11 protein-coding genes are annotated in these 13,512 nt (G+C 66.4%); 5 read left to right on the top strand and 6 right to left on the bottom strand.

The window, feature by feature from the left end:
- Positions 1-90: 90 nt before the first annotated feature.
- Genes AC07Y9_RS08890 through AC07Y9_RS08915 form a run of 6 tightly spaced genes read right to left on the bottom strand, consistent with a single transcriptional unit; the run spans position 91 to position 5,867 of the window.
- Positions 91-1,023 carry a phosphatidate cytidylyltransferase gene (locus tag AC07Y9_RS08890; RefSeq protein ID WP_007927638.1) on the bottom strand — a complete coding sequence of 311 codons (933 nt, stop codon included), beginning with the start codon at positions 1,021-1,023 and terminating at the stop codon, positions 91-93.
- 1 nt (position 1,024) lies between these two features.
- Entirely contained in the window at positions 1,025-1,648 is a 624-nt protein-coding gene (locus AC07Y9_RS08895; RefSeq protein ID WP_102678696.1) for a lysophospholipid acyltransferase family protein, read from the bottom strand.
- A 9-nt stretch (positions 1,649-1,657) separates the two neighbouring features.
- Positions 1,658-2,113, bottom strand: coding sequence for a hypothetical protein (locus AC07Y9_RS08900; protein ID WP_102678695.1), 456 nt, complete (start codon positions 2,111-2,113; stop codon positions 1,658-1,660).
- Entirely contained in the window at positions 2,103-3,446 is a 1,344-nt protein-coding gene (locus AC07Y9_RS08905; RefSeq protein WP_102678779.1) for a phosphatase PAP2/dual specificity phosphatase family protein, read from the bottom strand. The genes AC07Y9_RS08900 and AC07Y9_RS08905 overlap by 11 nt, the downstream gene beginning before the upstream one ends.
- On the bottom strand, positions 3,446-5,203 hold the full coding sequence (locus AC07Y9_RS08910) for a bifunctional alpha/beta hydrolase/class I SAM-dependent methyltransferase (RefSeq protein ID WP_102678694.1): 1,758 nt from the start codon (positions 5,201-5,203) through the stop codon (positions 3,446-3,448). The genes AC07Y9_RS08905 and AC07Y9_RS08910 overlap by 1 nt, the downstream gene beginning before the upstream one ends.
- Before the next feature lie 10 nt (positions 5,204-5,213).
- Positions 5,214-5,867: a CDP-alcohol phosphatidyltransferase family protein gene (locus AC07Y9_RS08915; protein ID WP_102678693.1), complete on the bottom strand. Its 654-nt coding sequence runs from the start codon at positions 5,865-5,867 to the stop codon at positions 5,214-5,216.
- 240 nt (positions 5,868-6,107) lie between these two features.
- On the opposite strand from AC07Y9_RS08915, the gene hflK (AC07Y9_RS08920) reads away from it, so the two are divergent.
- The 5 genes from hflK (AC07Y9_RS08920) (at position 6,108) to cfaB (ending at position 13,504) form a co-directional block, all read left to right on the top strand.
- Positions 6,108-8,075 (top strand): protease modulator HflK, encoded by a 1,968-nt coding sequence (gene hflK / locus AC07Y9_RS08920; protein WP_102690438.1) that lies wholly within the window; start codon positions 6,108-6,110, stop codon positions 8,073-8,075.
- Entirely contained in the window at positions 8,072-9,115 is a 1,044-nt protein-coding gene (hflC, locus tag AC07Y9_RS08925) for a protease modulator HflC (protein WP_007927627.1), read from the top strand. The genes hflK (AC07Y9_RS08920) and hflC overlap by 4 nt, the downstream gene beginning before the upstream one ends.
- Positions 9,112-10,170, top strand: coding sequence for a protease modulator HflK (hflK, locus tag AC07Y9_RS08930; protein WP_053263169.1), 1,059 nt, complete (start codon positions 9,112-9,114; stop codon positions 10,168-10,170). The genes hflC and hflK (AC07Y9_RS08930) overlap by 4 nt, the downstream gene beginning before the upstream one ends.
- Complete coding sequence (locus AC07Y9_RS08935) at positions 10,167-12,071, top strand: cation-translocating P-type ATPase (protein ID WP_102680213.1); 1,905 nt, start codon at positions 10,167-10,169, stop codon at positions 12,069-12,071. Before hflK (AC07Y9_RS08930) ends, AC07Y9_RS08935 begins: the two co-directional genes overlap by 4 nt.
- Positions 12,072-12,316: 245 nt before the next feature.
- Positions 12,317-13,504 (top strand): C17 cyclopropane fatty acid synthase CfaB, encoded by a 1,188-nt coding sequence (cfaB, locus tag AC07Y9_RS08940; protein ID WP_102680214.1) that lies wholly within the window; start codon positions 12,317-12,319, stop codon positions 13,502-13,504.
- The last annotated feature ends 8 nt before the right edge of the window (positions 13,505-13,512 follow it).

Consider the following 13,512-nt stretch of genomic DNA (forward strand, 5'->3'; position numbering starts at 1 on the left):
GAAGCGGCGTGCCGTCAACCGGCACGCGTTATCGTTGGCGATCTTTTCGCGAGCAAGCTTCGCGCCTACAGAAGAAGGGAGGCGGGGGGTTCAGGTCCACCAGTAGCGTACGAGGTGAAAGAAGATCGGCGCGGCGAAACACACCGAGTCCAGGCGGTCGAGCATGCCGCCGTGGCCTTCGATCATGTGGCCCCAGTCCTTCACCCCGCGGTCGCGCTTGATCGCCGACATGACGATGCCGCCGGCGAAGCCCAGCAGGTTGATCAGCAGGGCGATCAGGAACGACTGCCAAATGGTGAAGGGGGTAATCCACCACAGCGCGCCGCCGATCAGCGAGGCGAGGAGGATGCCGCCGACAAAACCTTCCACGGTCTTGGACGGCGACAGCCGCGGGGCGATCTTGCGTTTGCCGAAGAGTTTTCCACAGACGTACTGCAGCACGTCTGACATCTGCACCACGATCACCAGGTAGGCGATCAGCAGCAGGTTGCGCCCTTCGTAGCCGGCGATATCCAGGGTCAGCAGCGCCGGGACGAACGACACGCAGAACACCGCGATCATCAGCCCCCACTGGACCTTGGAGGCGCGCTCCAGGAAGTGCGTGCTGTCGCCGCCCAGGGACGCGAGGATCGGCAGTAGCAGGAACACATAGACCGGGATGAAGATCGAGAACAGCCCGTACCAGTCGAAGTAGATCAGCAGGTATTGCACCGGCAGGGCCAGGTAAAACGCCGCCACCAGCGCCGGGTAGTCGCTGCGCCGGGTCGGCATCAGGGTCAGGAACTCGCGCAGGGCGTAGAAGGACACCGCGTAGAACAGCAGGATCACTGCGCTGGTGCCAAGCCAGAAGGCGATGCCGATCACCAGCACCATCACCCACCAGGCGTTGATGCGCGCGTTGAGGTTGTCGATCACCGAGCTCGGCGCGCCACGGCTGCGCAGCTTGAGCAGAAAACCGATCAGCGAGGCCAGCACCAGTACCGCGCCGATCCCGCCGAACAACATCAGGGTTTGCCTATCCATCTCAAGAATGCTCCGGGGCCATGGCCAGCAGCGCTGCGCGGCTGCGTTCGAGGAAGTGCTCTTTGCTTTCGCCGTCCTCGAGGGACAGCGGCGCGCCGAAGCTGGTGGTGCATAACAGCGGCAGGGGCAGGAAACGGCCCTTGGGCATCACGCGGTTGAGGTTGGCGATCCACACCGGAATCACCTGGGCCTGTGGGTAACTTTTCGCCAGGTGGTAGAGGCCGCTCTTGAACGGCAGCAGGCCTTTCTCCTCCAGGTTGCGCGTGCCTTCGGGGAAGATGATCAGCGAATCGCCGTTGGCTAGGGCGTCGAGCATCGGCTGCAAGGGGTTATCCACAGGCTCCTTGCGCTCGCGGTCGATCAGCACGCCGTTGAACACCCGGTTGATGAGGTAGCGGCGCAGCGGGCGGGTCTGCCAGTAATCGGCGCCGGCCACCGGCCGCGTCACCTTGCGCAGCGCGGGCGGCAGCGAGGCCCAGAGCAGCACGAAGTCGCCGTGGCTGCTGTGGTTGGCGAAGTAGATGCGTTGCACCGCCTGCGGCCCGCAACCGAGCCACAGGCTGCGCGCCCCGGTGATGGTGCGGGCGGCGGAGGTGATGAGGGTGGCGACCAGGGGTTCGAGCATGAGAATTCCTTATCCGGCGATGGCCAGCCAGGGGCTGGCCAGGATGAAGCCCAGTGTCAGCAGTACTTGCGCCGCCAGCAGCCAGGCCTGGCGACGCAACAGGTTGAGGGCGCCGTGGCTGCGTTGTTGCCACGGGCGGCCGCCGGCATTCGCCGGTTGCAGGCCGAGGGCGCTCAGCGCCTGGTCCAGGGCATCGCTGCGTTCGGCCAGCGGCAGCGGGCTGTCCGCCACCCGCTGGAACAGCTCGGCATCGAAGGCCACCCGCAACGCCCAGTACTTTTGCAGCAAGCCCAGCACCAGCAGGGCAACACTCAGGACGATGGCCCAGGGGGCGGACACGCCGAGCAGCCACTGGCCGAGGCCGAGCAGGGCGCCAAGCAGGCTCAGGCCTGTGGATAACAGGTCCAGCGAATGCCCGCGGCGCAACAGGCTGGCCACCGCATGCAGTTCCATATCAGTGGCCATGGGCGCTCCCCTGGGCTGTGGATAAAGGCTCCAGGGCCTTGCGGTGCGCGGGTTGCAGGACGATCTGCGGGCGCGCGCGACGGATCTGCACGATGGCCGCATCGACGCTGACGGCGCGGCCTGTGTACAACAGCCAGGCGGCCACGGCAGTGGCGCTGCGCGAGTAACCCAGGGCGCAGCAGACCAGCAGCGGCGCGTGCTCGCGCAGGCTTTCGATGGCTTGCGCGGCCTCGCGGCATTGCTCGGTGGTGGGGGCGGTCAGGTCGAGCACCGGCACGCAGCGATAGGCCAGGTGGCGACCGTCCACGGACAGTTCGGCACACAGGTCGAGCACCGCGCTGAACGGGCTGTCCTGTAGCTCGCCCGGGGTCGGGATGCGCCCCAGCCAGACGTTATCCACAACCTCGTCGGGCTGTGGATGCTGGCGTGTCCACAGCCGGGAATTGATCCAGGCCGCCGCCAGATAAGGCGCCAGCAGCCAGCGCGTGGCGTTGCCCAGGCGGCCGTCCGCGCCCTTCTGGAAACCCTTGGCGTCGAACAGCCCATAGTTCAGCGCCACCAGCAGCAGAGCCAGTGCCGGCCACAACAGCCACAACCAGGCACCGGAAAAGGCCAAGGCCGGGATGGCAAGCGCCGCGGCGCCCACGGTATAGAACGACGCCAGGCGCCAGCGCTGGCGGTCGCGGGCCAGGCGCAGGTTGTGCAGCATCCCTGGGCGGTCCAGCGGCCACAGCCAGACGCACAGCCAGCCGGCCAGGGCGCCTGTGGGCACGTCGATAAAGTGGTGTTGATAAGTGGTCAGCACCGACACGCCGATCAGCGCGAACCAGCCGTGCACCAGCCAGCGCCAGGCGCCCTGGACATGCCGCGCGTAGCAGACCCATAGCACCACCAGCAGCGCGATATGCAGCGACGGCGCCTGGTTGAACGGCTTGTCGAAGCCGGCCAGCACGTCGAACAGCCAACCGAACAGGCCACCCAGTTCCGGGCGCTGGAAGGTGAAACGCAGCGGCCAGAGCAGGAAGCAACTGACGGCGATGACTTGCGCGGTCAGCAGTCGCAGGGCGTGGCGCTTGAGCTCTTCGCGGCTGGTGGGCAACAGCAGGGAAAAGCCGTACAGCAGGTCGATCGACCAGTAGGGCACGATGCTCCAGGCCCAGAACGGCATCTGCCGCTCCCAGTCGAACACCAGGCTGCCGACCTCGGCGCGTTGCGCGGTGACCCAGGTGGCGAAGCCGTAGGTGCCGAAAAACAGCGGCGCCAGCAGCAACAGCCAGAGCACCGCGGGTTTCAGCAGGCCGGGCTCGCGGGTGTATGTCGCGGCGACCGTCATCATTGCACCCGCTGCGCCAGCGACACGCTGAAAATGCCCCACTGATCGACGCGCAGGGTGATCCGGCGGAACCCCGCGGCTTCCACCAGTTGGTCCATCTCGGCCTGGGTCCGGCGACGCATGACCCAGGCCTGGCCCGCGCGGTGGCTGGTCAGGGCGCGGGCGATCAGCTCCAGCTGCGGGTGCCACGGTTGCCCGGTGTAGACCAGGTAACCGCCAGGCTCCACGGCGGCGGCCAGGCCCGCCAGGGAATCGCTGACCATCGGGTTGTCGGCGAACAGCTCGTACAGGCCGGAGACCACCGCCAGCGTCGGTTTGGGCGCCAGGGCCGCGAGGTCGTCGCGGTCGAAGGCGTCGGCTTTGACGAAGCGGGCAATCTCGCCCAGGCCTTTCTCGGCGATCAACGCATTGCCGTCGCGCACGTTGATGTCGCTGTAGTCGCGCAGCAGGATCGACTCCGGCAGCGGGCTGACCCCCTGCAAGGCTTCGAGAATGTAGCGCCCGTGGCCGGCGGCGATGTCGACGATGCGCACTTCGCGCTGCTCGGCGCGCAGTTTTTCCATGGCCAGGCGCAGCAGTTCTTCCACATGCAGCTTGCGTTGGCGAATGCCGCGCCAGCCGATGGAGTCCAGGTAGTTGCGGTCGATCATCCGGCCCAGGGCCGAGGTGCCGGTGGCTTGGTTGCGGTAGACGTAGTCCAGGGTGCTGCCGGAGTCGAAACCGGTGTCGAAACCCAGCTTGACCCCGGTCGAGAGCTGGCTGCCCAGGCGCATGCTGGCGCGGGTCATGCGCCAGTACAGGTCACGCAGGGAGTTGTGCGGCAGGGGCGCCGCCAGCGCCTCGGACTCGGCGCAGGTCAGGCCCAGGCGGTCGGCGTCGAGCAGGGCAGGGCGGTTCAGCGGTCGCGCGAAGTTCTGCAGGATGAAGCGCCGGGCGCTGGCGACGGCCGGGGCCCGGGCTTTCTCGCCGAGGGTGTCGTGGAAGAAGCCCGGCAGAATGTGTTTTTCCTTGTGCAGGCTGCCCAGGCGCTCGAAGAACTGTTCCTGGGGCCGCCGATGCACGACGAAGTCGGCGCCGGAGATCAGCAACTGGGTCGGCACCTGGATCGCCTGGGCATCGGCCACCACCCGTTCGGCGGCTTCGTACAGGCCCAGCAGCACGTTCACCGAGATCGCCTTGGTGATCAGCGGGTCGCTGTCATAGGAGGCCACGCGCGCCGGGTCATGGCTGAGGAAGCGCGCCTTGACGTAGCTGTTGACGAAAAAGTTGCCGCGAAAACGCCGCATCAGCGCCAGGCCCGGGCGGGCGAAAGGCACGTAGAGCTTGACCTTGAACGCCGGCGACGCCAGCACCAGGGCGCGGATGCGCGGCGCGTAGTCGTGGACCCAGGTGGCGGCAATCACCGCGCCGACGCTTTGGGCCACCACGGCCATGTGTTCTTCGTCGATGCCGTGGCTGGCCCGCAGGTGATCGCAGAAGGTCTGCACGTCGCGCACGCTGGTGGCGAAGCTCGGGCTGTCGCCACGGGCGCCGGGCGACTGACCATGGCCGCGGGCATCCCAGGCGAAGAAATCGAAGGCTGGCAGGTCCAGTTCGTCCACCAGGTGGGCGATGCGCGCGGAGTGTTCATGGCCGCGGTGGAACAGCAGCACCGCCTGGCGCGGGGCGTCCGAGGGGGCGGCGGTGGCCGGCCAGTGGCGGTAGAACAGCTCGACGCCGTCGTGGGTGGTGAAGGTCTGGTGGAGAGCTTCGCGCATGGCAACTTCCTTATTCCGAGGGGGCGTTTTGCTGCACTTCTTGTCGTTGGGTGTCTTGCAGTTGTACGTCGAGCAGGCCTTGGCGAACCCGGTTGATCAAGGTGTAGACCAACAACGTGGCGACCAGCGCCAGCACGCCGTTGATCCAGGCGGCGCTCAGCCAGCCCAGGGCGATGCCGGTGGCCAGCACGCCGAGCACGAACGCCCGGTCGCTCTTGCCCATGGGCCCGTCGTAGCGGCGCGAGGCGCCGATCATCGGCCCCAGCACGCCGGCGTATTCGCTGAACAGCGCCAGCAGCGTCACTAGCAGGACCAGCGGCAGGCTGACGCCGGCAATCAGTGCGAAGGGCAGGATCAGCGCACTGTCGGCAATCACGTCGCACAATTCGTTGAGGTAGGCGCCCAGGCGCGATTGCTGGCCGAATTCCCGGGCCAGCATGCCGTCGACGGCGTTCAGCGCCATGCGCAGGATCATCCACAGCGGGATCAGGATGAACAGCCAGAGGTGGCTGGCGAAGCTGGCGATCAGGGCGCCCACCAGCACCGAAATCACTCCCGCCAGCACCGTGATCTGGTTGGCCGTGGTGCCGTTCTCGTACAGGCGCTGGACCCATGGCCGCAGCAGGTTCTGGAAGCGCGGTTTGAGCTGGTAGATGGAGAGCATGGCTGGACGTTTCCTTGTCACAAAGTGGGCCACGGATTATGGCCACAGATCTCGCGGGCTGGCATCAGCACAGCAGCGGTTTTCCCTGGGTTTGTGACGCGCCCACGGCAAATAAAGGCATAGGTAAGGGACGAAAATTTCACTACTATCGTTATATCGTAACGATTTATGACAAATACAGCGGCCTGCCGGAGAGTTATCCACAGGCCGGAATGGGTTAACGACCAGCGTTGGGGTGCTATGCAAGTCGATCTTGAGACTGAAGGGGCGGGGGTCGAAGCCTTGCCGAGGTTTCAGCGGGCGGCCTTTCACGAACGCCGTCTGAAGCGTTGGGGCATCGGGCTGGCGGGGCTGGCTGGGGTGGGGCTGGTGTTGGCGTTTTTCGTCGGCCTGTTTGCCCCGCAATCCTTATGGCCGGCGTTGCTGGTCAATCTGGCCGCGGCCTTGCTGGTGCTGGTCGGCGGCCTGCAGGCGGCGGGCTGGGTCAGTGCCTGGCGCGCGGGTGCGTTGCGGGCGCCAGAGGTGGCGCCGAGCCCGGAGCCGGTTGCGGATGAACCGCTACCCGACGACGGCTGGTACGAGCGGCTGCTGGAGGGCATCAGCCGGCGTTGGTCCAGTTTGTTGGCGCAGATCGGCGCGCCGACCTTGTGGTTGGGCGGTTGGGCCTTGCTGGTGCTGTTGATGATCGAGCAGGCGTGGAACCTCGGCCTGCCCGCCGGAGCCCTGGGCCTGGCGGGCAATGTCGGCGCGGTGCTGGCGCTGTTGCTGGCCTTCGGCTTGCTGGTGTTCGAGCGTCAACTGAGCCAGGAACACCCCGGCGAATGGCCGGAAGCCGCGGCGCTGGCGCAGTTGGCGCGAGTGGCGATCATCAGCCTGGTGCTGGCGGCGCTGTGCCTGTTGTTCAGCAGCGACACGGCGCTCTGGCCGGTGCGCCTGGGCGTGCTGCTCGGGGTATTGCCGGCGCTGGTGGCGCTGGAGTTCCTGCTGCGTGCGGTGCTTTCGCTGTTCAGCCCGCGTCGCGCGCAACTGGAGCCACGCATGCTGGCCCACAGCGTGGTCGCCGATCTGCTGCGCTGGCCGCCGCAACCCTTGCTGGCCTTGCAGCACGAATTGCACAACCGCTTCGGCATCGACCTGCGGCAGATCTGGGCCTTCACTTATATGCGCCGTGCATTCCTGCCGGTGCTGCTGGTGGTGCTCGGGGTGGGCTGGCTGCTCACTGGCCTGCACGAAGTGCCATTGCAGGGGCGGGGCATCTACGAGCGTTTCGGCAAGCCGGTGGCGGTCTTTGGCCCGGGTTTGCACGCGGGCCTGCCCTGGCCGCTGGGCCGGGTGCTGAGTGTCGAGAACGGCGTGGTGCACGAGCTGGCCACCAGCGTCGGCGAAGCGCCCAGCGTGATCGAACCGGCCTCCGCCGAAGGGCCGCCACCGCTGGTGGCCAACCGCTTGTGGGACGCCAGCCATGTCAACGACAAGTCCCAGGTGATCGCCAGCGGCGCTGCCGACAAGCAGAGCTTCCAGATCGTCAACATGGACGTGCGCTTCGTCTATCGCATCGGCCTGAGCGATCAGGCGGCCCTGGCGGCGACTTACAACAGCGCCGACATTCCGATGCTGATCCGCAGCACCGCCAGCCGCATCCTGGTCCACGACTTCGCCTCGCGCACCCTCGACGGCCTGCTGGGCGAAGACCGTACCAACCTGGCCGAGGATATCGGCCGCGCGGTGCAGGCCGACCTGGAGAAACTCGACAGCGGGGTGGAGATCCTCGCCACCGTGGTCGAGGCCATTCACCCGCCGGCCGGCGCCGCCAATGCTTATCACGGCGTCCAGGCCGCGCAGATCGGTGCCCAGGCGCTGATCTCCCGCGAGCGTGGCGCGGCCAGCGAGCAGACCAACCAGGCGCAATTGCAGGCCAGCATCGCCCGCGATCAGGCCCAGGCCACGGCCCATGAAGTGCAGGCCACGGCGCAAGCGGCCGACCTGCGGTTCAGCGCCGAGCAAAAGGCCTATGCCAGCGCCGGCCAGGCATTCGTGCTGGAGCAGTATTTGAGCCAGCTGAGCCAGGGCCTGCGCAACGCCAAGTTGCTGGTGCTCGATCATCGCCTGGGCGGCGCCAACGCACCGACCCTCGACCTGCGTACATTCACTTTGCCGACCGAGCCTTCGGTACCGGGTAACACCGCTCAGCCAGGAGCCGTCCATTGAGCCAGTCCCATTCCCACGATCATCAGGATCACGCCGGCCACGATCACGGTCACGGCGGGCATCACCACGGACACCATCATCACCACCACGGCGCGCCGGAAGAGGCGGGGCCCTTTCCCTGGCGGCGCATGGCCTGGGCGCTGTTGCTGGTGTTGTTCGCCGTCGCCGCGGCAAGCCTGGTGCAAGTGCGCTCCGGCGAAGCCACGGTGATTACCCGTTTCGGCAACCCGGCACGGGTGCTGCTGGAACCGGGCCTCGGCTGGCGCTGGCCGGCACCGTTCGAGGCGGCGATCCCGGTGGACCTGCGCCTGCGCACCACTTCCAGCGGTTTGCAGGATGTCGGCACCCGCGACGGTTTGCGCATCATCGTCCAGGCCTATGTGGCGTGGCAGGTGCAGGGCGATGCGGACAACGTGAAACGCTTTATGCGCGCGGTGCAGAACCAGCCGGACGAAGCGGCGCGGCAGATCCGCACCTTTGTCGGCTCGGCCCTGGAAACCACCGCCAGCAGTTTTGACCTGGCCAATCTGGTGAACACCGATGCCAGCAAGGTGCGCATCGCCGACTTCGAAGCCCAGTTGCGCAAACAGATCGAGCAACAGTTGCTGAGTACTTACGGCGTGCGCGTGCTGCAAGTCGGTGTGGAACGCCTGACCCTGCCCTCGGTGACCCTGACCGCCACCGTCGACCGCATGCGCGCCGAGCGTGAAACCATCGCCACCGAACGCACGGCCATCGGCAAGCGCGAAGCGGCGCAAATCCGTTCCGCCGCCGAGCGCGATGCGCGCATCGTCCAGGCTGATGCCACGGTGAAAGCCGCGGACATCGAAGCACAATCGCGGGTGCAGGCGGCGGAGATCTACGGCCGCGCCTACGCCGGTTCGCCGCAGCTGTACAACCTGCTGCGTTCGCTGGACACCTTGGGCACTGTGGTGACCCCAGGCACCAAGCTGATTCTGCGCACCGACGCCGCGCCGTTCCGGGTGCTGGTGGACGGGCCGCCGACACTCGGCAATAAAGCCGCCGGGTCGCAACCATGAGTTTGGTTCCACGTGGAACACATGAACTTGGCAGCCCATGGATTCAGGCCGGTCGCCTGGCGTTTCTCGCCCTGTATGCGGTGACCGTGCTGGCAGCCCTGGCCTGGGCGTTTTCCAATGTGCGGCAGATCGATCCACAAAATCGCGCGGTGGTCCTGCATTTCGGCGCCCTGGATCGCATCCAGAACGCCGGCTTGTTACTGGCCTGGCCGCAGCCGTTCGAACAGGTAGTGCTGTTGCCCGCCGCTGACCGGGTGATCGAACGCCGAGTGGAAAGCCTGCTGCGTTCCGATGCGGCCTTAAAGGGTGACAAGGTGGCCAGTTTCGCCGTGCCCCTGAGCGATGCCCTGGCTGGTTCCGGTTATCTGCTGACCGGCGACGCCGGGGTGGTGCAGCTGGATGTGCGGGTGTTCTACAAGGTCACCGAGCCTTATGCCTTTGTATTGCAGGGCGAGCATGTGTTGCCGGCGCTGGATCGACTGGTGACCCGCAGTGCCCTGGCCCTGACCGCCGCCCGCGATCTGGACACCATTCTGGTGGCGCGTCCGGAACTGATCGGGGCCGACAACCAGGCCGCCGAGCGTCGCGAACGGCTGCGTGGTGATCTGGTGCAAGGCATCAACCAGCGGCTGGCGGATCTGGCGGCGACCGGGCAGGGGATCGGTATCGAAGTGACCCGGGTCGACGTCCAGTCCAGTCTGCCGGGGCCGGCGGTCAGCGCCTTCAACGCGGTGCTGACCGCCAGCCAGCAAGCCGACAAGGCGGTGGCCAACGCTCGCACCGAAGCCGAAAAACTCACGCAAACCGCCAACGAACAGGCCGACCGCACCTTGCAGGTGGCGCACGCCCAGGCTGGTGAGCGCCTGGCCAAGGCCCAGGCCGACACCGCGACCATCCAGGGCCTGGCCCAGGCGCAACGCAACGGCACCGACCCGGAAATGCTCCTGCGCATCTACCGCGAACGGCTGCCGAAGATTCTCGGCCAGGCCGGCTCGGTGACCACGGTCAATCCCCAAGACGATTCCCGCCTGATTATTCAGGGAGCCCAACCATGACTGCCCACACCCATGCCGCCGCGCCGGCGAGCATGCTCACCTCCGCAGAACAACGTAGCGCCGCGCGTCAGCTGACCCTGGCCATGCTCGCGTTGGGGCTGCTCGGCCTGGGCCTGGTCTGGCGCTGGCTGGCCCCGGAGCAGACCGGCGTCAGCCAGTTGCTGCTGGGTTTCGCTTCGTTGCTGGTGGCACTGCCGGTGATGCGTTCGGCCTGGTACAGCCTGCGTTACCCGAGCCTGCACGGCATCACCGACCAGTTGATCGCCCTGGCCATGCTCGGCGCCTGGGCCACCGGCGACCTGCTGACCGCGGCGCTGTTGCCGATCATCATGATCTTCGGCCACGTGCTGGAAGAGCGCAGCGTGATCGGCTCCCAGGAAGCCATTCATGCCCTGGGCCGCTTGACCCGCAGCCATGCGCGTCTGGTGCAGGCCGATGGCAGCATTGGCGAGGTGGACAACGCCACGCTCAAGGCCGGCGATGTCGTCGAAGTGCGTGCGGGTGACCGGGTGCCCGCCGATGGTTTGGTGCTGTCCGGACAGGCCAGCCTCGACACCGCACCGATCACTGGCGAGTCGGTGCCGCTGGAGGCCGATGTCGGCATGCAGGTGTTCGGCGGGGCGATCAACCTCGACGGCCTGTTGCGCCTGGAAGTGACCCGCACCGGCCACGAATCGACCTTGGGCAAGGTCATCGCGCTGATGCAAAGCGCCGAACGTTCCAAGCCGCCGATCACCCGTTTGCTCGAACGTTACGCCGGCAGCTATATGGTGCTGGTGTTGCTGCTGGCGGCGGTGACCTGGTTCATCACCCACGATGCCCAGGCGATGCTCGCGGTGCTGGTGGCGGCCTGTCCCTGTGCCCTGGTGCTGTCCGCGCCGGCCACGGCGATTGCCGGGATCGCCGTGGCGGCGCGGCACGGCATCCTGATTCGCAGCTCGGCGTTCCTCGAGGAACTGGCGGACCTGACCTCGCTGGTGGTGGACAAGACCGGCACCCTGACCTTCGGCACCTTGCGCCTGCAATCGATCGACAGCCCGCGGGAAGATCGCCAGGCCTTGTTGAACCTGGCGGCCAGTCTCGGTTCGGCCAGCAGCCACCCGGTCAGCCGCGCGCTGGCCGGCCTGGTGGCCCAGGAGCATTTCCTGGTGCTGTCGGATATTCGCGAGCGCCAGGGGCTGGGAGTGGTGGCGCAGACCGAGCAGGGCGAAGCCGCCCTGGGGCGTCCCGAGTTGTTCGGCCAGCTCGGCATCGCCACCACGGCGGTGCCCGAACATGACGGACCGATTGCCGGGCTGGCGCTGAACGGCGAATTTCTCGCCTGGCTGTTGCTGGCCGACAGCGTCAAGCCGGAAGCGCGGTTTGCCCTCGACGAGCTGCGCGAACTGGGGCTGGGCCGCCAGTTGTTGCTGACCGGCGACCGCCAGAGCGTGGCCGACAGCCTGGCGCGGGATGTCGGCATCGGCGATGTCGAAGCCCAGGCGCTACCGGAAGACAAACTCAAGCGCGTGCTGGGGGAAATCGACAGCGGTTTCCGGCCGATGGTGGTGGGCGACGGGATCAACGATTCCCTGGCGCTCAAGGCTGGCGTGGTCGGCGTGGCCATGGGCGCGGGTGGGGCGGACATTGCCCTGGCGTCGGCCGATATCGTGCTGATCGGCAGCGACCTGCGGCGCCTCGGCACCTGTGTGCGCCTGAGTCGCCAGTGCCGCCAGACCCTGCAGGTCAATGTGATCATCGGCCTGGGCTGGACCCTGGCCATAGTCGCCTTTGCCGCGTTCGGCTGGCTTGGCGCGGCGGGGGCGATGATCGCGGCGGTGCTGCATAACCTCAGCACCTTGCTGGTGCTGGGCAATGCCGGGCGCTTGCTGCGTTTCCAGGAGCCATTGCTCAAGTTGTAGGGGTGTGGGCCGGGGCGGAAAGCGCGGGTTTGAGCGTCTGGAGCTAGAATTAAACCAGGTCGAACTGTGCGCCCGCCTGGCGGTCATCTGTGAAGAGGGCCCAGCTTCCGGGACGGTCGGCTGGCTGTTCAGCAGGGATTGTTGCACTGCCGGCACTGATGAATTTCAGCTATCAGATCGATAGCCTGCTAATTTTTCAGTATGGTCTAACCTCACTCAGACGTCTGAAACAAGGGGGATAATCCATGCTCGCGCAACTTCCACCGGCCTTACAGAATCTGCAACTACCGCTACGCCTGCGACTCTGGGACGGCCATGAGTTCAACCTGGGGCCGGCGCCCAGCGTCACTATTGTGGTCAAGGACCCGCAACTGGTCACCCAGCTCGCCCATCCCACTCTCAACTCGCTGGGAGCGGCGTTCGTCGAGGGCAAACTTGAGCTGGAAGGCTCAATCAGCGAAGTCATCCGGGTTTGCGATGAACTGAGCCAGGCACTGCTGGACGGCGAGGAAGAAGCGCTGCCGGTACGTTCCCTGCACGACAAGGCCACCGATGCGGCCGCCATCTCCTACCACTACGACCTTTCCAACGACTTCTACCAGCTTTGGCTCGACAGCGACATGGCCTATTCCTGCGCCTATTTCGAGACCGGCAGTGAGAGCCTGGAACAGGCCCAACAGGCCAAGTTTCGCCACCTGTGCCGCAAGTTGCGCTTGCAGCCCGGCGAATACCTGCTGGATGTCGGTTGCGGCTGGGGCGGGCTGGCGCGGTATGCGGCGCGAGAATTCGGGGCCAAGGTCTTCGGAATCACCCTGAGCAAGGAACAGCTGGCGCTGGCCAGGGAGCGGGTGGCCGCCGAAGGCTTGCAGGACCTGGTGGAACTGCAATTGCTGGACTACCGCGACCTGCCCCAGGACGGCCGTTTCGACAAGGTGGTGAGCGTCGGCATGTTCGAGCATGTGGGCCACGCCAACCTGGCGCAGTACTGCAAGACGCTGTTCGGCGCGGTGCGCGAAGGCGGCCTGGTGATGAACCACGGGATCACTGCCAAGCACACCGATGGACGTCCCGTGGGCCGTGGAGCCGGCGACTTTATCGAGAAGTATGTGTTCCCCAACGGCGAGCTGCCGCACCTGGCGATGATTTCGGCCGAGATCAGCGAAGCGGGGCTGGAGATCGTCGACGTGGAAAGCCTGCGCCTGCATTACGCCCGCACCCTGGACCACTGGAGCGAGCGTCTGGAAGACAACCTGGAAGCCGCCTCCCGGCTGGTGCCGGAACAGGCCTTGCGCATCTGGCGCCTGTACCTGGCCGGCTGTGCCTACGCCTTCGCCCGCGGCTGGATCAACCTGCACCAGATTCTCGCGGTCAAGGCTCACGCCGATGGCAGTCATGAGCTGCCCTGGACTCGCGACGACCTGTATTACTCGTGAAGCGCCGA

The sequence above is a fragment of the Pseudomonas sp. GW456-L12 genome (assembly GCF_059424045.1).